Annotated in this window: 15 protein-coding genes; 6 read left to right on the top strand and 9 right to left on the bottom strand. The window is 69.4% G+C overall.

The window, feature by feature from the left end:
* Positions 1–63: 63 nt before the first annotated feature.
* From F0U63_RS19680 to F0U63_RS19655, 6 genes are all read left to right on the top strand, one after another.
* Positions 64–2,547, top strand: a complete 2,484-nt coding sequence (locus F0U63_RS19680) for an OPT family oligopeptide transporter (protein ID WP_395847471.1) — start codon at positions 64–66, stop codon at positions 2,545–2,547.
* 64 nt (positions 2,548–2,611) lie between these two features.
* Positions 2,612–3,856 (top strand): AAA family ATPase, encoded by a 1,245-nt coding sequence (locus tag F0U63_RS19675; protein WP_395847470.1) that lies wholly within the window; start codon positions 2,612–2,614, stop codon positions 3,854–3,856.
* Positions 3,853–4,527, top strand: a complete 675-nt coding sequence (locus F0U63_RS19670) for a hypothetical protein (protein WP_395847469.1) — start codon at positions 3,853–3,855, stop codon at positions 4,525–4,527. Before F0U63_RS19675 ends, F0U63_RS19670 begins: the two co-directional genes overlap by 4 nt.
* Positions 4,528–4,735: 208 nt before the next feature.
* Positions 4,736–6,499, top strand: a complete 1,764-nt coding sequence (locus F0U63_RS19665) for a HEAT repeat domain-containing protein (protein ID WP_395847468.1) — start codon at positions 4,736–4,738, stop codon at positions 6,497–6,499.
* A gap of 1 nt (position 6,500) precedes the next feature.
* On the top strand, positions 6,501–7,820 hold the full coding sequence (locus F0U63_RS19660) for an HD-GYP domain-containing protein (RefSeq protein WP_395847467.1): 1,320 nt from the start codon (positions 6,501–6,503) through the stop codon (positions 7,818–7,820).
* Positions 7,821–7,910: 90 nt separating this feature from the next.
* A complete protein-coding gene (locus F0U63_RS19655; protein WP_395847466.1) occupies positions 7,911–9,761 on the top strand; it encodes a DUF885 domain-containing protein in 1,851 nt (616 codons plus the stop codon).
* A 3-nt stretch (positions 9,762–9,764) separates the two neighbouring features.
* Here the strand turns inward: F0U63_RS19655 and F0U63_RS19650 are convergent, their stop codons facing one another.
* From F0U63_RS19650 to F0U63_RS19610, 9 genes are all read right to left on the bottom strand, one after another.
* The gene (locus F0U63_RS19650) at positions 9,765–10,781 is read right to left on the bottom strand and encodes an NAD(P)/FAD-dependent oxidoreductase (protein ID WP_395847465.1); all 1,017 of its coding nucleotides are present in this window, start codon (positions 10,779–10,781) and stop codon (positions 9,765–9,767) included.
* 10 nt (positions 10,782–10,791) lie between these two features.
* Positions 10,792–11,118 (bottom strand): quaternary ammonium compound efflux SMR transporter SugE, encoded by a 327-nt coding sequence (gene sugE / locus F0U63_RS19645; protein WP_395847464.1) that lies wholly within the window; start codon positions 11,116–11,118, stop codon positions 10,792–10,794.
* An 18-nt stretch (positions 11,119–11,136) separates the two neighbouring features.
* Positions 11,137–12,084 (bottom strand): RluA family pseudouridine synthase, encoded by a 948-nt coding sequence (locus F0U63_RS19640; protein ID WP_395847463.1) that lies wholly within the window; start codon positions 12,082–12,084, stop codon positions 11,137–11,139.
* On the bottom strand, positions 12,078–12,341 hold the full coding sequence (locus F0U63_RS19635) for a hypothetical protein (RefSeq protein WP_002627508.1): 264 nt from the start codon (positions 12,339–12,341) through the stop codon (positions 12,078–12,080). Before F0U63_RS19635 ends, F0U63_RS19640 begins: the two co-directional genes overlap by 7 nt.
* Before the next feature lie 78 nt (positions 12,342–12,419).
* Positions 12,420–13,646 carry a helix-turn-helix domain-containing protein gene (locus F0U63_RS19630; RefSeq protein ID WP_395847462.1) on the bottom strand — a complete coding sequence of 409 codons (1,227 nt, stop codon included), beginning with the start codon at positions 13,644–13,646 and terminating at the stop codon, positions 12,420–12,422.
* Entirely contained in the window at positions 13,643–14,578 is a 936-nt protein-coding gene (locus tag F0U63_RS19625; protein ID WP_395848385.1) for a MinD/ParA family protein, read from the bottom strand. Before F0U63_RS19625 ends, F0U63_RS19630 begins: the two co-directional genes overlap by 4 nt.
* Positions 14,579–14,763: 185 nt before the next feature.
* Positions 14,764–15,363, bottom strand: coding sequence for an HNH endonuclease (locus tag F0U63_RS19620; RefSeq protein WP_395847461.1), 600 nt, complete (start codon positions 15,361–15,363; stop codon positions 14,764–14,766).
* Positions 15,357–16,754 (bottom strand): L-seryl-tRNA(Sec) selenium transferase, encoded by a 1,398-nt coding sequence (gene selA, locus F0U63_RS19615; protein WP_395847460.1) that lies wholly within the window; start codon positions 16,752–16,754, stop codon positions 15,357–15,359. Before selA ends, F0U63_RS19620 begins: the two co-directional genes overlap by 7 nt.
* A gap of 78 nt (positions 16,755–16,832) precedes the next feature.
* Complete coding sequence (locus F0U63_RS19610) at positions 16,833–18,950, bottom strand: hypothetical protein (RefSeq protein ID WP_395847459.1); 2,118 nt, start codon at positions 18,948–18,950, stop codon at positions 16,833–16,835.
* Between the last annotated feature and the right edge of the window lie 263 nt (positions 18,951–19,213).

The following is a 19,213-nucleotide window of genomic DNA, read 5'->3' as shown; positions in this document are numbered from 1 at the left end:
GGTGGGGGCGCCTCGTGCTTCGTCCGCTCCTTTGTCTGCTACAACGGCCGGGTGAACCCTCCCGTGCCCCCTGGTTCCCCTCCGCTCTCCGAGGACCGGGTCCCCCTCGTGCAGCAGCCGCCGGGTCCCCACCCCCACGCGCCCTATGTCCCCGCGGTCCAGTCGCCGCCGGAGCTGACGGGGCGCGGACTCGTGTTGGGCTCGGTGCTGGGCATCATCTTCGGCGCCTCGTCGGTGTACCTGGCGGTGAAGGTGGGCCTGACGGTGTCCGCGTCCATTCCGGTGGCGGTGCTCTCCATCGCCTTCTTCCGGGCCCTTGGCCGCTCGAACATCCTGGAGAACACCATCGTGCAGACGGTGGGCTCGGCGGGCGAGTCGCTCGCCTTCGGGGTGGCCGCGGCGCTGCCGGCCCTGCTGCTGCTCGGCTATGACGTGGACCTGGTGCACGCCTTCCTGGTGTCCGCGCTGGGGGGCGTGCTGGGGGTGTTGATGATGATCCCCCTGCGCGAGGGGCTCATCGTCCACGAGCACGGCACGCTCACCTACCCCGAGGGCACCGCCGCGGCGGACGTGCTCGTGGCCGGCGAGGAGGGCGGGACGAACGCGCGCACGGTGCTGCTCGGCTTCGCGGTGGGAGGGCTCTACAAGTTCGCCTACGCGGGGCTGCGCCTCTTCAAGGAGGTGGTGGGCACGGCGCTCGGCTGGGTGGAGACGACGGCGGCGGGCGTGGTGCGGCGCGTGGGCTACACGGGCGGCTCGCTCTCCATGGAGATCAGCCCGGAGCTGCTCGGCGTGGGCTACATCATCGGCCCCCGGGTGGCGGGCATCACCGTGGCGGGCGGAGTGCTCAGCTACCTGGTGCTCATCCCCCTCATCACCGTCTTCGGCGCGGGCCTGGACGAGCCGTTCCTGCGCACCGATGGCGTGCTCATCCGGGACATGGATCCGGACACCGTGCGCGACGCGTACCTGCTCTACATCGGCGCGGGCGCGGTGGCCACCGGAGGGCTGTGGAGCCTCGTGCGCTCGCTGCCCACGCTCGCGGGGGCCTTCCGCCGGGGGATGGCCAGCTTGAGGGCCTCGCGCCGCCGGGAGGCACCGGTGGTGCTGCTGCGCACCGAGAGGGACTTGTCCCCGGGCGTGGTGGTGGTGGGCAGCGTGCTGCTCGTGCTGACCATGTGGCTGGCGCCGCCGCTGCACCTCAATCTCCTGTCCGCGCTGCTCATCGTCGTGTGCGGCTTCTTCTTCGTGACGGTGAGCGCCCGGGTGACGGGGGAGATCGGCTCGTCGTCCAACCCCATCTCCGGCATGGTGGTGGCCACGCTGCTGCTCACGTGCCTGGTGTACCTGATGCTCGGGTGGACGAGCGCCGAGGATCGGTTCATGGCGCTCACCACGGCGGCGCTCGCGGGCATCGCGGCCTCCAACGGCGGCACCACGGCGCAGGACTTGAAGACGGCCTGGCTCGTGGGCGGCACGCCGCGGCATCAGCAGGTGGCGCTCTTCGTGGGCGTGCTGACGAGCTCGCTCTTCATCGGAGGCGTGCTGGTGGTGCTCAACCGTGGCGCCACGGCCACGGTGCCCGAGTCGCACCCGGGCCAGCACGTGAGCGTGCTGAGCGACGAGCAGCGGACGCAGTCCACCTATGCGTGGGCCGTCTCGGAGGCGGCGCTGGCGGCGAGGGGCGTGACGGTGGCGCAACTCAAGGGGCCGCTGTGGAAGCAGGGCCTGGAGGTGGCGGAGGGGCCTGGAGGGGCGCTGGAGCTGCGCGGGTGGAGCGCGTGGCCGGTGGAGCGCGTGGCGGCCACGGACGTGCGCCTGCCGTCGGGACAGAGCGTGAAGGTGGCCGAGCTGGGTGCGGTGACGGCGGGCCCCGAGCGCACCTGGCGGGTGGGCTACGTGCGCGGCGCGGAGACGCCACTGCCCGCGGGCACGTACCTGGTGGATGAAGCGGGCAGCATCCACTACGTGGTGGATCCAGGCATTGGCGGACGCATCACCAGTTACGAGGGGCAGCCGCTCACGCGCTACCCGGCGCCCAAGGCGCAGCTCTTCGCGCTCATCATCGACGGCATCCTCACGCGCAAGCTGCCGTGGGATCTGGTGCTGGTGGGCGTCTTCATCGCGCTGATGCTGGAGCTGTGCGGGGTGTCCTCGCTGCCCTTCGCGGTGGGCGTGTACCTGCCCCTGTCGAGCACCACGCCCATCTTCGTGGGGGGGCTGGTGCGCGCCGTGGTGGATCGGGTGCGCGGAGGCACCGCCGCCGAGAGCGAGTTCTCCCCCGGCATCCTGCTGTCCTCGGGCTACATCGCCGGTGGAGCGATCGCGGGCGTGCTCATCGCCTTCCTGGAGATCGCCAGCGATGGGGCCTGGACCCAGGCGATCGACATCCCCGCCCGGCTAGGGGACACGGCCCTCGCGCGCCTGCTCCAGGACTCGAATGCATGGGGCCTGGGCGTCTTCACCGCGCTCACCGCCCTGCTCCTGTGGACGGGCTGGAAGGGCGAGAGCGGCCTGCCGGAGCGCGAGGGCGGGAGCACGCCCTGAACTGGTTCGGGAGCGTCCAATGATTGGCGCTCCCCCCTCCCCTTGCCTCAATATTCCCGGCCCCATGCCAACGCCGCTGCTCGAACTGTCGGTGAAGAACTACAAGAGCCTTCGTGACGTCTCCGTGCGGCTCGGGCCGCTCAACGTCCTGGTGGGACCCAATGGCAGCGGCAAATCGAACCTGCTGGACGTCATCGAGTTCCTGGGGAATTCAGCACGGGAAGATCTGGGACCCGCCCTGGAACGGCATCTGGGCTACCAACGGATCTACTTCCGGGGCGAGACCTCGGGGCCCATCCGCATTCACGTCAAGGCGATGGTCACCTCGTATGCGCATGAAGGCGCCCCCGACGAGTACAAACTCAGCATCAAGGGAAGCACGATCCCGCCAAAAATCAGGCAGACCCATCCAAGACAGTGGACCATTGGAGCGCCCAAGCTTCTTCTGCAACGGCAAGAGGAATTTGCCTTCAAGCGCGTCAGGGGTCGGGGCAGACGCATCACGATCAGTGGAGGAAAATCCGAGCTCGTCGATCTCCGGGGTGACAAGGAGGAGAAGAAGAAGCGAGGGATCTCCCTGCGCAGCGACTCGCTCGGGCTTTCCACGCTTCCGAAACTCGCCCCCGAAGAAGGGGGAGAAGGCGTCCGGAAGATGGCGGAACTCTTCTCCACGTTCCGTGTCTTCGATGTCGACGCCCGCGCCGCACGCCAGCCTTCCGCGTCATCAATGGAGCAGGTTCTCCAATCCGATGCGAGCAACCTCGCGGCCTTCCTCCGCTATCTGAGCGAAAACGAGGAGACCTTCGAGCAACTCCAGGAAGACGCCCGCGCCATGGTCCCTGGCCTCCAGCGCATCCACCTGCGCCCCATCGGAGGAGCGACAGAGGCCATCGCCATCGAGCTGGAAGAAGCGGGTCTCAAGGGCCGAACAACCCTCGCGGAGGCGTCCTTTGGCACCATCCGCGCGCTCGCGCTGCTGGCCATGCTCTACGATCCCAATCCTCCTCAACTCACCTGTGTGGAGGAGATCGATCACGGCTTCCATCCCTATGTGCTCGACAGACTGGTCGACCGTCTGCGCTGGGCTTCCCAGCGCACCCAGTTTCTCATCGCCACGCACTCACCCACTCTGGTCAACCGGCTCCACGCCGATGAACTCATTGTCTGCGAGCGCAATCCAAAGACAGGCGAGTCCCTCATCCCCGCCGCCGATCCCGAGGATGTTCGCGCCATGGAAGAGCGAGCCCAGGGCAGGATGGGGTTGGGCGAACTCTGGTTCACGGGTTCACTCGGAGGGGTGCCTCGATGAGCCGGAAGAAGCAAGCGCGCGCTCGTCCTCCGCTCGTCCTGGTGTTCGGTGAAGACGAGAACGACACCCGGTCCATTCGGGAACTCATCGAGGCGCTCCGCCCCGACCTCGCCGGCAAGGTGCAGCATCGGCGGCAGCCCCTGGTCCTCATCAAGAATGCACGGCCCGAAGATGTGCCAGAGCGCGCGCGGAAGATCGCGGAGGCGGTGGACATCGAGCGGGCCACCTCCCATGTGGTGTGCGTCTTCGCCCACGAGGACCAGGATGGCCTCGAGCCCGCGCATGAGGCGACCTGCCAGAAGATCGAGGCCGCGCTCTCGAAGGCGGGGTGCCCCGCCCATGCGGTCGTTCCCGCCTGGGAACTGGAGGCCTGGTGGTTCATGTGGCCCGAGGCCGTTCAGGCGGTGCGGCCCCGGAGTTGGCGCCTCCCCGATGACCATCTGGGCAAGCAGGTGGGACGCATTCGTGACGCGAAGGAGGAGTTGAGGAGGAGTCTCGTCCCCAAGGATCTCAAGCCAGAGAAGCGCAAGGGCTTCCCGCACTACCAGGAGTCGGATTCCCCCGCGATCGCGCGGCAGGTGCGCGAGAAGAAGTTGGCCCGGACCCCCAGGGCCTCCAGTGGCTCCTACACGCGCTTCATGGCGAGCGTGGACCGGTGCACGGTCGAATAGACCCGCACCGCCACCCCCCTCTCCTCTTCGACAGGCGCACAAGTAGGCAAAGGTAGACCCTCCCTCCTCCGGATGGGCACCTCGGGCCTCGGGCGGGCACCCTTTCCAGATGGAAAGGAGTGCGGGAATTACTGGGAGTACGGAGGATCGGGGGAGAGAATGGGGGTAGACTGCAAGCCCCTGCTCACCCACCCGCCTCAAGGACTTCATGGCTCAGGTTCAGCCCGCTAACAGCCCGTCCTCGGAACCCGTGACGGATCCCGCCGTCCTGGAAAAGGTGGAATCCGCGCGCTTGGTGGCCGCCCAGTTGCTCAAGGGCATCAAGCAGATCGGCATGTACCGGCACAATGAGGCGAAGTTCCCCGAGTTCCTCGCCCGGACGCACGAGGCGCTCACCGCCCACACCGAGAAGCACGGCGCGCTGCACATCAAGGTGGAGCAGCAGAACTTCATGACGTACGGCGAGCCGCTGTTCGCCGAGGACACGCCGCTGCCCTACAAGTTCTTCCGCGACGGCATCCGCCAGCTCATCCTCCGGCCGGGCTTGAGCCTCGAGGAGCTGGTGACGTTCACGCTCATCGCCCTGTCCGAGCCCGAGCGGGGCGCCGAGGACGTCCTCGCGCAGCTGTGGCGCTCGGGCCTGGAGCACCTCGAGTACGTGGTGGTCGAGGGCTTCCGGATGGACGAGGTGAGCGAGGAGGAGGTCGAGGTCGAGGTCGACCGGGTCGTGGGCTACCTCTACTCGCGCCTCAAGACGAGCTCGGACGACTACCTGCGCTTCGCGCGCGTGAACGCGGAGGACCTGGACTCCAAGCTGGACGGCGTGGAGCAGATGCGCGGCCTGGTGGTGGCGGGCAGCTACGCGTCGGATGATCTCAAGGCCCGGCTGCAGCGGGAGATCTCCGAGGAGGAGGGAGCCCGGCTCTTCCCCAAGCTGGTGAGCGCCATCTTCCTCGTCATCGAGGGGGGCGTGGAGGATCGGGAGCTGCTCGAGGAGATCTTCGTGCAGCTCCTGGACGCCATGCTCATCCAGGACGACTACGGCACCATCAACCAGATGCTGCTCAAGATGCGCGCCCTGGCGCAGCGCGCGCCCGGGGGAGAGATCGAACGGCTGGTGAGCTACTTCACCCAGAAGATGGGGGACGAGCAGCGGGTGATGCGGCTGGCGGAGATGCTCAAGGCGACGCGCCCGCGCAACCCCGTGGACATCAACCGCTATATCCAGGCGCTGGACAGCTCGGCGGTCTTCGCGCTGCTCAACGCGTTGGAGGCGATCGAGATCCCGGAGAACCGGCTGCTCATGTGTGATGCGCTGGCACGATTCGCCCAGGACAACCCCCACCCCTTCGTGCAGCGCCTGGAGTCCGAGCGGCCCCAGACGGTGCGGGACATGGTCTACATCCTGGAGAAGAGCGACCACCCGGAGCGGGTGAAGATGTTCGGGCTGGTGATGCTCAACAAGAACCTCGCGGTGAAGCTGGAGGTGATGAACATCATCGCCCGGGGCCGCACCGCCGAGGCGCGCAAGCTCATCCTCGACGCGCTCAACGACCCGGCCGCCCAGGTGCGCATGCTCGCCGCCCGGCTGCTGCCCGAGTTCGATCGGGACCGGGCCTACACGGACCTGGTGCGGCTGATGCGCGAGGCGGGCTTCGACAAGAAGAGCCTCGAGGAGCGCATGGCCTACTCCGCGGCGCTGGGCTCCACGGCGCTGCCGGGCGCCATCTCGCTGATGCTGCAGATGTTGTCGGTGAAGCCCACGCTGCTCACCAAGAAGAAGGTGCTGGAGGACAAGCTGTTGGCGGTGGCGGGACTGGCGGCCGCCTGCTCCATCCCCGGGTACAAGGCCCTGCAGGGCGTGGTGGAGGACAAGACCCAGCCCATCGAGGTCCTCACCGCGGCGCGCAAGGCGATGTACCAGACGAAGAAGACGTTGTTCGGCGAGACAACCCCGCTCGAGGAGGCGTGAGATGGCGGACAACCTGAAGGTCGCGCTCGGAGCCCAGGGCCAGGCCGAGAACCTCAGCGAAGTGGGCCGCGCCTACTCGGAGAAGCTGCAGACGCTCGCGCGTGGCCTCATCTCGGGCCTGTACATGCTCATCCGCTCGGTGAAGATGTACGACCCGGAGAACTCGGTCTTCGAGAAGCCGCTGTTGCAGCTCCAGGACATCATCAACCAGATCATCTCCAAGGAAGGCCGGCTGGAGCTGGTGGGCGTCAAGGAGTCGTACTACCTCAACAACATGCTGGTGAAGGTGGACCTCAACTCCATCGACAACCAGCGCTACCTGCTCGCGGAGATGCGCTCCAAGGACGTGGGCGGCATCTCGCTCACCAAGATCATCACGGTGCAGGAGCTGAAGAACTTCATCTGGATCTTCAGCAAGGAGCAGCTCTCGTGGGCCGACGAGGATGGGCTGGCGGACCGCAAGCTGCTCAACATGAAGGTGGCCAAGTTCTCGCGGCTCCGGGAGAAGCTCAGCCAGGAGGATGACGGCAAGCAGGACCAGAAGGTGGACCGCAAGAAGTACGCGATGACGGTCTACGCGCGCGCGGTGTTCTTCCTCACGCGCTACCTGGAGTCGGTGCAGGCCGGCAAGCCGCTGAACACCTCGCGGGCGCTGCGGCTGGTGCAGGACTTCGTGGACATCTCGTTCGAGCAGCGCACGCACTTCCTGGGCATGACGACGATGAAGCGCGAGATGGACTATCTCGTGTACCACCAGGTGAACGTGTGCCTGATGAGCATCGTGTTCGGGCAGGAACTGGGCCTGACCAAGCCCCAGCTCAGAGACCTGGGCTACATCGCGCTCTTCCACGACGCGGGCATGGCGACCATCCCCGAGGAGCTGGCCACCAAGAAGGGCGCGCTGAGCGCGGAGGAGAAGGCCATCATCCAGAAGGCGCCGCTCATCTCCATCCGCAACATCCTCATGGAGAAGGGCTTCTCGCGCTCGACGCTCCTGCGCGTGGTGACCACGTTCGAGCACAAGGCGGACTTCGGCACCGCGGTGCGCGACGCGCGGGGCGACATCCAGATGATCATCCCCAAGACGAACCTGGGGGCGTACGCGAAGATCATCGCCATCTGCGCGGCGTATGACGCGCTCACCTCCAAGCGGCCCTACCGCGACGCGTACGGCCCGGAGGTGGCGCTGATGCTCATGTGGACGGAGATGCGCAACAAGTTCGATCCGGAGCTGCTCCAGGTCTTCATGCGGGTGATGGCCATCCAGCCGGTGAAGGTCCTCAGCCGCCGCCAGCAGACGATGACGCTCGGCGGGCTCTGAGCGCCATCCGACGATGAGCGGACGCGTGGTTCCGCGCACCACGCGCCGCGGGCTATAGACGGGCCCTTCCCTCCTCGCAAAGGAATGCCCGTGCCGTCCTCCCGATTCCTCGCGCCGCTGCTGCTCGTGCTGTCCCTCGGCGCGTGCGCGACCTCTTCCCCCGCGGTCTCGTCCCCGCCCCCCGCGGCGGATGCCAGGACAGGTGGCGACAGCGATCAACGCCTGCTCACCTTCCTGGACGCGGCCTACGAGGAGCGCCTCGCGCTCAGCCCCGAGAGCCTCACCTACCAGGGCTCCAAGCAGTCCTATGATCGGCTCGACGACTACACCGAGGCGGGGGCGCGCAAGCAGCAGGAGCTCGCCGAGCAGCAGCTCGCCCGGATGAAGCGGGAGTTCGATGAGAGTGCCCTGAGCCCCGCCTCGCGCCTGTCCTACCGGCTCTTCGAGGATCTGGTCGTCCGGGGCCGGGAGCGGCTGCGGTGGTACTCGCACGCCTTCCCCGTCACCAACAGCTCGAGCCCGACCAGCAACATCCCGGTGTTCCTCATCAACGCGCACCGGGTGGGCTCGGTGAGCGACGCGCGGGCCTATGTGTCGCGGCTGCGCGAGGTGCCGCGGGTGATGAAGGAGATCTCTGAGCGGATGCGGGCGCAGGCGGCGCGGGGAATCGTTCCGCCGAGGTTCGTCTTCGCGCCGGTCGAGGCCGATGCCCGCCGGGTGCTCGCCGGCGCGCCGTTCGACGCGGGAGCGGACAGCGCGGTGTGGGCGGACTTCCAGAAGAAGGTGGGCGCGCTCGAGGCGCCCGCGGACGAGAAGGCCCGGCTGCTCGACGAGGCGCGCGAGGCCCTGAAGGGTCCGTTCAAGAGCGGCTACGAGACGATCCTCGCGACGGTCGCCGAGGTGGGCCGGCAGGCGAAGGGCAATGACGGGGCGTGGAGCCTGCCCGACGGCGCGGCCTACTACGCCGATCAGCTGCGCTTCTTCACGACCACGGAGATGACGCCGGAGGAGATCCACGCGGCGGGGCTGGCGGAGGTGGAACGCATCCACGGCGAGATGGCGGCCATCCAGAAGCAGGTGGGCTTCCAGGGGACGCTCCAGGACTTCTTCGCCCACGTGAAGGCGGATGCGCGCTCGCACTATCCGAACACCGAGGAGGGCCGGCAGGCCTATCTGGAGGACGCGCGGCGGTTCATCGCCCAGGCCATGAAGGAGGCGCCCCGGCTGTTCCACCGCCTGCCCCGGGCGGCGCTCGAGGTGCGCGCGGTCGAGCCCTGGCGGCAGGAGACGGCGCCGGTGGCCTTCTACAACTCGCCGGCTCCGGATGGCTCCCGGCCCGGCATCTACTACGTCAACCTCGCGGACATGAACCAGGTGCTCAAGCCGCAGATCGAGGGCATCACCTACCATGAGGGGGCGCCCGGCCATCACTTCCAGATCGCCTTCGCGCAGGAGCTCGAGGGCATGCCGAAGTTCCGGCGCTTCGGCTACTACGGCGCCTATATCGAGGGCTGGGGCCTGTACGCGGAGAAGCTCGGGCGGGAGCTGGGCTTCTACGCGGACCCCTACTCCCGCTTCGGCCAGCTGTCGCTGGAGCTGTGGCGGGCGACCCGGCTCGTCACGGACTCGGGCATGCATGCGAAGCGCTGGTCGCGCGAGCAGGCCATCGAGTACTTCAAGAAGAACACGCTGCTGAGCGACCGGGACATCGTCAAGGAAGTGGAGCGCTACCTCGTGTGGCCCGGGCAGGCGACGAGCTACAAGGTGGGCGAGCTGCGCATCCTCGCGTTGCGAGCCCGGGCCCAGGAGGCGCTCGGGGCGGGCTTCGACGTGCGGGACTTCCACCAGGTCGTCCTCGGCGACGGCTCGCTGCCGCTCGACATCCTGGGCGAGCAGGTGGACGCGTACATCGCGGCGAAGCGCGCGCCCGCGGCCCGCTGAGCCTCACGGCCGCCAGAACACGATGCGCCGGGAGAGCTCCATGCCGCTCAGGTAGGCGCCCTCCACGCGGGAGCCCGCGCACCAGTCGCCACACGCCCCGAGTCCCCGCTTCTCGTCGAAGAGGGCCCCCTCGGTGAGAGGGGGCTCGGCCAGGGCGTAGCGCCAGCGGTGGGCCACGCTCCGCACCGGGCGGACGTCCACCCCCGCCGCGCGGGAAAACGCCTCGACGAGCAGGGGCGCCACGGCCTCGGGGGAGTCCTCCAGGTGCGCGCGGGAGAAGTCCGGGGTGGCGTGCAGTACCCAGCGCTCGCCCGCGGGACGGCCCGGCTTGCTGTTGTCCCGGGCGGCCCAGGACAGGGGCGAGCCGTGGATGAAGGCCCCATCCACGGCCAGCGGCACGGGCGCGTCGAAGCTCACCATCACCGACCAGCACGGCTCCATGCGCACGCCCGCCACGCGCGCGGAGAGCTCGGGCGATCCGGCCAGCAGGGGCACCGCCTGCGGCGCGGGGACGGCGGCCACCACGGCGTGGAAGGCCCCCAGGGCCTCGCCCGTGTCGGACGTGAGCGCCCACGCCTCCTGTTCGCGCCGGACGTGCTCCACCCGCACGCCACAGCGCACGTCCACGCGCGAGGCGAAGGACTGGGCCAGGGCGCTCATGCCGGGGACCCCCACGTAGCGCACCGGGCCCTCGTCCTTGGGCGTGAGCGCGCCATCCTCCAGGGTGCCGAAGCGCGCGCGCCACTCGGCGGCGATCCCCTGCTCCACCCACGTCTCCACCTGACGTTGGAAGCCCTCGTCGCGCGCGGTGAAGTACTGGGCGCCATGGTCGAAGCTGCTCCCGTCCTCGCGGCGCGTGGACATCCGGCCCGCGGGGCTCCGGCCCTTGTCGAAGACCTTCACCGAGAGGCCCATCTCCGTGAGGATCCGGGCGAGCGTGAGGCCCGCGAGTCCCGCGCCGATGACGGCCACGCGGGGAAAGCGCGAGGAGGACGAGTCCGAGGAGAGCGAGGAAGCCATGGGATGGCTTCTACTGCCCCGCGCCGCCGGTGATCTTCAAGCCAATGATGGCCACGAGGAGCAGTGCGAGGAAGAAGACACGCGCGGGCGTCACCGGCTCGTGGAACAGGACAATGCCCAGCACGGCGGCGCCCAGGGCGCCGATGCCCACCCAGACGGCATAGGCGGTGCCAATGGGCAGCGTGCGCGCCGCGAGCGACAACAACACCATGCTGGCGGCGAGGGCCACGAGCGTCAGCAAAGTGGGCATCAGCCGGGTGAAGCCCTCGGTGTACTTGAGGCCGATCGACCAGCCGACCTCGAACAACCCCGCGATGACGAGCATCACCCACGCCATGACACGCCCTCCCGGGGGCTAACGGCCGCGCAGCAGCTCGAGCGCGGCGGTGAAGTCCGGAGGCAGGGGCGCCTCCACGCGCAGCACCTTGCCCGTCCGGGGGTGAGGAAACGACAGCTTCCAGGCATGCAGGGCCTGACGGCCGACGGCGTCCTGCGCCGCCCCGGCCAGGCCCTTGGGCTTGCGGCCCGCGCCGTACAGGGTATCGCCCAGCAGGGGGTGGCCGAGCTCGGCCAGGTGCACGCGAATCTGGTGCGTGCGGCCGGTGAGCAAGTCCACCTCCACCAGCGCGGCGCCCTCGAAGGACTCGAGCACCCGGTACACGGTGAGGGCGGGCTTGCCCTCCTTCACCTTGCCGGTGAAGCGCTGGCGGTGCACCGGGTGACGGCCGTAGAGCGTTTCGATGCGGCCCTCGGCGGCCTTGGGCGAGCCGTGCACGAGCGCCAAGTACGTCTTCTCCACGGTGCGCGTCTTGAAGGCCTTCTGCAGCGCCACCAGGGCGGTCTCGTGCTTGGCCACGACCAGACAGCCGGTGGTGTCCTTGTCGAGCCGGTGGACGATGCCGGGGCGCAGCTCGCCGCCCACTCCGGCCAGGTCCTTCACGCGGTGCAGCAGCGCGTTGACGAGCGTCCCCGAGGCATGGCCCGCGCCCGGGTGCACCACCATGCCCGCGGCCTTGTCCACCACCACCAGGTCCTTGTCCTCGCGCAGCACCGCGAGGGGCAGCTCCTCGGCCACCGGCAGGGCCGGCGTGGGGGCGGGAACCTCGAGGGTGAGCCGCTCGCCGCCCTTGAGCCGCAGGGAGACCTTGGCGGGCTTGCCGTCGACCTGGGCGTGGCCGGACTCGATGAGGCCCTGCAGGCGCGAGCGCGTGAACTCGGGGAACACGCGCGCGAGCACTTGATCCAACCGCTCACCCCGGGCTTCGGGCGGGGCCAGCTGCTCGCGCACGGCGGGGCCTACCAAATCTTCGACTTCACGTGCGCCTTGGAGCGCAGGACGATGTCGTTGATGGCGCGCTCGAAGAAGTTCATGCGCTGGAAGATTTCCGGGCTGACGCGGCTCTTGTACAGCTCACGGCCTTCCTCGAGCTCCTCCTTGAGGACCTCGAAGAGGTTGTCCTGCTCGATGCCCTTGATGATCTTCTGCTCGTTGTAGAGCGAGATATCCGAAGCAATCGCGCGGGCCAGCCGCATCGCCTTGATCTTTTCTTCTTCCGTCATTCTGGCCCTTTCTAGGCACCGCCTCCTGGGGTGTCAACTTCGTTGCCAGGGGTAGATGCGGGGGGCTGACGGTCCCGTTCAGCGCTTTTTCCTATCCTCCGAGGAAGCAAGGGCCATGTAGCTGCGCGACACCCGGAGGGGATCCAGCCCGAGCTCCCGGGCCATGCTCATCAGCATGCCACGCAGATAGACGGGCGCGGGCAGCTGATCGTAGCGATCCGCCTCGATGTTCTCCACGTGCCGCACGGAGATGCGGGTGCGATCGGCCAGGGAGTGCGGCGAGAGGTTGCGGCCCTCGCGCACCTGACGCAGCAGCTCGCCGTTGAACTCGGCCTCGGCCGAGATGTCGACGACCGTCTTGAGGCGGGTGCGCGAGTCGCGCCCCTTCATCGACGCGGGATTGGGCGACGACTCGGCGGCGGGAGGGGACGCCGCGGGGGGGAGCGCCGAGGCGTCGCCGGGCGGCTGTGCCGGGGGCGGACGGCTCACGGCGCGCGGCGACTCCGCCGTGGGGCGGGCGGGAGGCGAGCGCAAGCCCGGGCGCGCGGGCAAGGGAGGCGGAATGACGCCCCCGTGCCTTCTCGCTGGCGCGGAGGGCCGCGCGTGGACGACGGGCTTCGTACCCGCCTGGGGCTCGGGCAGCAGGGCTTCCGGAGGTGGAGGCGGGGGCGGAGTCACGGCCACGGCCGAGGGCTCGACGATGACGGAGGGCTCCTCCCCCACCGGCGCGGCCTCCAGCATGGCCGTCAGGTCCACCACCACCGAGGCCGCGTCCACCACGGGCGCGGGCTCGACGACGGGGGCCACTTCCACCACGGGCGCCGCCGCCTGCACCACCGGCGCGCTCTCGGCGGCGGGGGCTTCCGCCACGGGCGCGGTCTCGGCCACCGGGGCCGCCGTCACCACCGGCGCGGCCTGCGCCGCGGGCGGGTCCTCCACCACCACTTCCGTCTCGAGCAGTTCCAGGGCTTCGATCTCGGAACTCTCGGGGGCCGGCGTCTGGGGGGCGGCCGCGCTCGCGAGGTCCTCGCCCCGCAGCAGGGCCAGCTCCTCCGGAGTCCGCGTCACCCCGAGCTGCCGGTCGTACTCCAGGCGGCGCTCCAGCGTGCAGAGCACGTCCCGGGCCTTGGCGAGGCGCTCATGCAGGGCCTCGAGCTGTCCCGGATCCACCAGCGTGTACACGGCGATGGAATCCGGCGCGTACGTCTCCATGGCCTGGGTATAGGCGCCGAGGATCTGCGCCTGTGAAGCGGAAACGGGAACCTCCAGCAGTTCGTAATACGACTGTTGCTCGAAGTGGTTCATGGGGAAGTCACTCCGTCGAGAGCCAACAAACGGTCGGCGATGCTCTGGATGCCCAGGGCGGAGGGGGAATCCGGCTTGTCCAGCACGATGGGGCGGCGCTTGCGCACCGCGCGCCAGGCCTCGTCGTCGTAGCGGATGGCGCCGAAATCATCCATTTCGAGGCCGAAGAACTTCTTCCACGCGGAGACCACCGCGGCATTCACCTTCACGTCCGCGTCCGTGCGGGCCTGATTGAGCACCAGCTTCACGCGGAAGGCGGCCAGCTCCTTCTCCAGCTTCGCGGCGAGCGTGGGGCTCGTCTGGCGCACGTGCTGGACGATCTCCAGCGGCGTGCGGCTCGCGCCCTCGCGGGTGGACAGGGCGCGCTCCACCAGCCGCTCGATGCCGTACTCCGACTCCACCTGCTGCAGGCGCCGGAAGAAGGCGGCCTTGACGAAGCGGTAGGCGTTCTCCACCGAGGTGGGCTCGGGCAGCAGCACCAGCACGCCATGGTCGGCGATGATGAAGAAGTCGAGCGTGTTGAAGCTCGAGCCCGCGCCCAGATCCAGGATGAGATAGTCCACGGACTGCGTCTGCAGGCTGCGCAGCAGCCGCTGCTTGTGGGCGTACTTGATGTTGGCCGCGTCCAGCACGTCCAGCGCGCCGGCGATCAGCGACAGGTTGGGCACGCCCGTGGGCACGATGACGTCCTCCAGCCGCGACTTGGGGCGCAGCAGGAAGTCGGACAGCGTCGCCGTGGGCTGGCCCACGCCCAGGCACGTGTGGAGGTTGGCCCCGCCCAGATCCGCGTCCACCAACAGCACGCGTTGTCCTCGCGCGGCCAGCGCGACTCCCAGATTGGAGGACACGAGCGATTTGCCGATCCCGCCCTTGCCGCCTCCCACCGCGATGATGCGGTGGGGGCGAGCACGCGCGGTGCCCGTGGGTTCCACGGGGGCGGCGCTGGGGACGGAAGGCGAGGCTGCGGAGCGGAGAGAGTTCAAGGCCACCGCATCAAAACCCGTCCCGGGCCGCTCGTCGACTCCCTGACCGGACGGAAAGACCCTTGGCCCTCGGCCCCAGGCCGTCGCCTCGTCGAGCGGACAGGCGACCACCTGGAATCCGGAGCCATCCGGTTTCAGTCATCGAGCAATTCTACGTTCCAGTACGACGCATCGGCCAGGTTGAGGAACGGCAACCACTCCCGGTAGGTGACGCGGCGAGACGCTCCGCGAAAGAAGGGCGTCCAACGGGGCCGGACCGGGGTGCGCAGGAGCTTGATGCCCGCCTGCTCCGGCGTGCGGCCCCCCTTGCGCAGGTTACAGGGCACGCAGGAGCACACCACGTTCTCCCAGCTCGTCTTGCCGCCCTGGGAGCGGGGCATGACGTGGTCCAGGTTCAGCTCCGAGCGCGGGAGCTGCCGGGCGCAGTACTGGCAGGTGTCGTGGTCGCGCGCGTAGATGTTGAGGCGGGAGAAGCGCACCCGGCCCCGGGGCAGGTACTCGTAGGCGGAGAGCACCACCACCCGTGGCACGCGGATGCGCCGATCCACGGTGCTGATGGAGTCATGGGCGGTGGTGGCGCTCAGGGCCGCCCAGTCGTCGAACTCGTAGAGCCGGTACTGCGAGTCGATCGCCTTGGCCACCCCGAGGTAGAGCAGCAGGACGGCCCGCTTCACCGAGGTGACGTGAACAGGCTGATAGTTGCGGTTCAACACCAGAACGGCGCTGTTCAACATGGCTGCCTTCCCTGTGAAGCCATGGCGACGGCTTCAGCAACCGGCTCGAGGTCCTCCTCCGCCAGGCAGCGGACATCGAGAACGACATCCCCGTCCGAGATCCGCCCGATCACCGGAACGTCCGCTTTCCGAAGACATTCCAGGAAAGCGGCTGGCTGGTTGAAATTGAGGACGCACGCGAAAGAAGGCAACCGGGCCGCGGGCATGGCTCCTCCACCTACCTGTCCGGAAACAGGCGCGACCCGGGCATGAATGCCTTTGAGGCTCAAAAGAGAGAGCAGCCGCCGCGCGCGCGCTTCCAACACGGGCGCGGGCGTGGTGAGCAGCCGATAGGTGGGAATCGCCTCCAGGCAGCCATCCCGGTACAGCTCCAGGGTGGCCTCCAGCGCAGAGACCGTCATCTTGTCGACGCGCAGGGCCCGGGTGAGCGGGTGTTGACGGATGCGGGCGAGCAGCGCGGCGCGGCCCACGAGAATGCCCGCCTGGGGCCCTCCCAGCAGCTTGTCGCCGGAGAAGGCCACCACGTCGGCGCCCGCGGCGACGGTGGCGGGAACGGTGGGCTCGTGGACGAAGTCCTCGCCCGGTAGCGACACCAGCGCCCCCGAGCCCAGGTCCACCAGCACGGGCACGCCGCGCGCGCGGCCGAGCGCCGCCAGTTCCTTGACGTCCACCTCGGCGGTGAAGCCCACCAGGGCGAAGTTGGAGCGGTGCACCTTCATCAACACACCGGTGTCCGGCGTGAGCGCGGACTCATAGTCCGAGCGCCGGGTGCGGTTGGTGGTGCCCACCTCCACGAGCCGGGCCCCGGACTGCTTCATCACGTCGGGCACGCGGAAGCCGCCGCCGATCTCCACCAGCTCGCCGCGCGACACGATCGCCTCGCGGCCCGAGGCCAGCGCGGCGAGCATCAACAGCGCCGCGCCCGCGCAGTTGTTCACCACCAGGGCGTCCTCGGCACCGGTGAGCTGGGTGAGCAGCTCGACGACGGGCGCGTAGCGGCTGCCGCGCTCGCCCTCCTCCAGGTCATACTCGAGGTTGCAGAAGCCGCGCGCCACGCTGGCCACGCGCGCCACGGCCTCCAGCGCGAGGGGTGCCCGCCCGAGGTTGGTGTGCAGCACCACCCCGGTGGCGTTGAGCACGGGCCTCAGGTTCGGGGTGGACAGGGCGCGCAGGGCGTCGTCCACGTCCGCGTCCTCGAACGCTCGCTCCTCGCCCTGGAGCAGCCGCTCGCGCACGGACGCCACGGCCAGACGGAGCGCGGCGACGGCCCGGGCGCGAGGAATGCCCGCCAGACGCGCCTCCAGGGAGGGGCGGCGGAGGAGCTGCTCGATGGAGGGGAGTGCGCGCAGCCGCGCGTTCTTCCCCCCGTCGTCGGTCGAGGGTGCACCCACGCCGACAAGTGTAAGAGGCAACGGGCGCGCGCGCCAGCCAACCCCCTCCCCTTCACCTCGAAGTCACTTCGGACTGTTTCACCCGCGAAACCGGGGGAGTCCCGGAGCGGGCGGCTCGATGGGCGATGGAGCGGTCTCCTCGCCCGGATCCTGCTTCCGGGGCTGGCGCTGCATCATCTGGAAGACGTGCGTGCGCTCCAGGTGTCTCGCGTTGGTGCCCTCCCGCCACCGCTCGTCGTCCATGGGCTTCTGTGCGGCGGGCGGCGGTGGCTCGGCCGGCGGGACCTCGGGAGCCATCTCCGGGGCCTTCACGAACGGGGCCTTCGCGGACGGAGCCTTCGCGGGCACCTTCTCCGCGGAGGCCTTCGCGGAAGGAACCTTCGCGGGCGAGGGCTTCGCGGCGGCCTTCTTCTCGGCCCTGGCGGCCTCGCGCTCGGCCTGGAGCTTCTTCGCCTGGACGATGAAGGTGCGCTCCATCTCCATCGCCTTCATCACCGGTGCCGCCCCCGCCCGCCGCCGGGTGCCCGCCGATCTCGGCGCGGCGAGCGGATCCCTCTCCGCCAGCGCCATGACGAGCGCACGCAGGCTCTCGACGTGGCCGGTGCGGTACGGGCTGAGGTGCGTCCGCGCCACCCCATCCAGCTCCACCAGGACACGGGGGGCCTGTTCGGGATCGGGGTTGCCGCGCAAACGCTCGAGCAGCTCGGCGGTGAGCTGGCCCCCCTCCGGGTTCATGCCGTACAGCGCCGCGTGATGGCAGAGGGCCGAGCCCAGCAGCCTCCGCGCCTCCTCGCTCTCCCCCTTCTGACTGCGCGCGATGACCACCCCACTCAGGGCCCGGAACACCTGGCGGGCGACGCGTTGCACGAACAGGCTGCCCCCGTTGCGATAGTGGGGCGCGGCCAGGCCGCACTCGGCCAACAACTGGAGGATGCGGGGATGCCCCAGGGGGCGCACCGCCACGGGCACGATGCCCAGGAAGCTCGGCTCGCCCAGCTCTTCCGCGATGAGCGTCTGGCGCAACAGCCGCTGCCCGCTGTCCGTGGCCCCCACCGCGTCGAGGCTCGCCACCGCCACGAGCGCCTCGGTGACCAGGGGACCATTGCCCCCGCCCGGCACCACGTTGCGCGCCGCGAGCAGCAGCGCGCACATCGGCATCAGCTCGGCCAACGTCGAGACGTGTCCGTCGAGCTTCTGGCTGCGCTCGAGCAGCTCGCCCTTGTCCACCGCCGTCTGCACCGCGCCCAGCATCGGGCCACAGCGCTCGCGCGCCTTCTGGACGATGTCCTGGAGGCACTGGCCCAGGGCCGCGGCCACGTCGTGCTTGCCGCTCTCCGCCAGATTCAACATCAGCCGGACGGCCCAGTTGCCTCCCTCCGGTGCTTCCTGGAGCGCCGGGCCCAATGCCTTGACGAGCTTGCCCGCCGCGTCCGCGGAGCCCGCACCGAGCGCCCCCGCCAGGAAGGCCTTCGACATCGTGTTGCAGGCCACCCGCCCCAGCGCCTCCGACGTGCCCAGGAACAACACCAACACATCATGGAACTGGTTGGTCGGCAGGCGGATGGCGTCACGCGCCAGCTTCTCGATGTGTCCACGGCTCTTCTCGACGAGCGTGGCGCGGTAGGCCGGACTCGCGGCACACCGCAACGCGGCCTGGAACTCGGAGACACGCTCGGCCACGCCCGTGCCAGGAAAGGCCGCGAGGTGTCTCGCCTCGGCGCTGGCCGTCTCGGCGAGCATCTTGTCGAACGTCGCGGCGTTCTCGCTTCCGGCCATATGGGCGGCGCGCGAGATGAACGCGGCGATCTTCCTCCGGTTCTCGGTGGTGGCCTGGTCCACCTGCCCGGCGAGCCGGTCCAACTGCGGCTTGAGCTCGCGCGCCAGCATGCGCTTGAACTCGGGGCCCTGGGCCCCACTGAGCTGCTCGTTGAGCTGGCTCACGATGCGCGTGGGCGCCTCGCCTTGGTGCTCCATCTGGCCGAGCAGCCGCGCCTCGCGCCGTGCCTGATCCACGGCGTTGATCTCCGTGTCCTCCCCGAGCAGCCGCGTCCGCATGACGGAGCGGGTGTGCGCGTCGTCCGCCTCTCCCTTGACGAGCGGGCGATCGACGAGGCCCGGGATGCGCCGCGCCTCCCTGTCCGCCCCGGCCCCCGAGGACGGAGCTCCGGGAGGCCGACGCCCGGAATCCGAGCCCATCCTGGACCCGGCGGGTGCCTTCGCGGCGGGAGGGTGACGGGGGGCGTCCGGAAAGAAATCCCCACCGGGCTTCGGCGCGGGACTCCTCGCGAGGCCCTTGCTCCCTTTCGTCCCAGGCGCGCTCGGCGAGGACTCGGGCCGGGCGGGAATTGGGGGCTCGGGGGGAGCGGACTTGGGCATGGAGACCCGATTCTACCCGCTCCTGGCCGGGCGCGTCAGACGCAGGCGGGGTGAGGAAACGTGATACCGAAACTCCCTGCCTT

Source organism: Cystobacter fuscus, from assembly GCF_044360685.1.
In the GTDB taxonomy this organism is placed as follows: Bacteria; Myxococcota; Myxococcia; order Myxococcales; family Myxococcaceae; genus Cystobacter; species Cystobacter fuscus_C.
Note: the sequence above shows the minus strand (reverse complement) of the source record. Positions and strands in the feature narration are given on the sequence as shown.

Bases quoted from the DNA above. Each gene is read 5' to 3' on its own strand.
- F0U63_RS19675 (WP_395847470.1), top strand. From the start codon at position 2,612: ATGCCAACGCCGCTGCTCGAACTGTCGGTGAAGAACTACAAGAGCCTT.
- F0U63_RS19670 (WP_395847469.1), top strand. From the start codon at position 3,853: ATGAGCCGGAAGAAGCAAGCGCGCGCTCGTCCTCCGCTCGTCCTGGTG.
- F0U63_RS19665 (WP_395847468.1), top strand. From the start codon at position 4,736: ATGGCTCAGGTTCAGCCCGCTAACAGCCCGTCCTCGGAACCCGTGACG.
- F0U63_RS19660 (WP_395847467.1), top strand. From the start codon at position 6,501: ATGGCGGACAACCTGAAGGTCGCGCTCGGAGCCCAGGGCCAGGCCGAG.
- F0U63_RS19650 (WP_395847465.1), bottom strand. From the start codon at position 10,781: ATGGCTTCCTCGCTCTCCTCGGACTCGTCCTCCTCGCGCTTTCCCCGC.
- sugE (WP_395847464.1), bottom strand. From the start codon at position 11,118: ATGGCGTGGGTGATGCTCGTCATCGCGGGGTTGTTCGAGGTCGGCTGG.
- F0U63_RS19635 (WP_002627508.1), bottom strand. From the start codon at position 12,341: ATGACGGAAGAAGAAAAGATCAAGGCGATGCGGCTGGCCCGCGCGATT.
- F0U63_RS19630 (WP_395847462.1), bottom strand. From the start codon at position 13,646: ATGAACCACTTCGAGCAACAGTCGTATTACGAACTGCTGGAGGTTCCC.
- F0U63_RS19620 (WP_395847461.1), bottom strand. From the start codon at position 15,363: ATGTTGAACAGCGCCGTTCTGGTGTTGAACCGCAACTATCAGCCTGTT.
- F0U63_RS19610 (WP_395847459.1), bottom strand. From the start codon at position 18,950: ATGGGCTCGGATTCCGGGCGTCGGCCTCCCGGAGCTCCGTCCTCGGGG.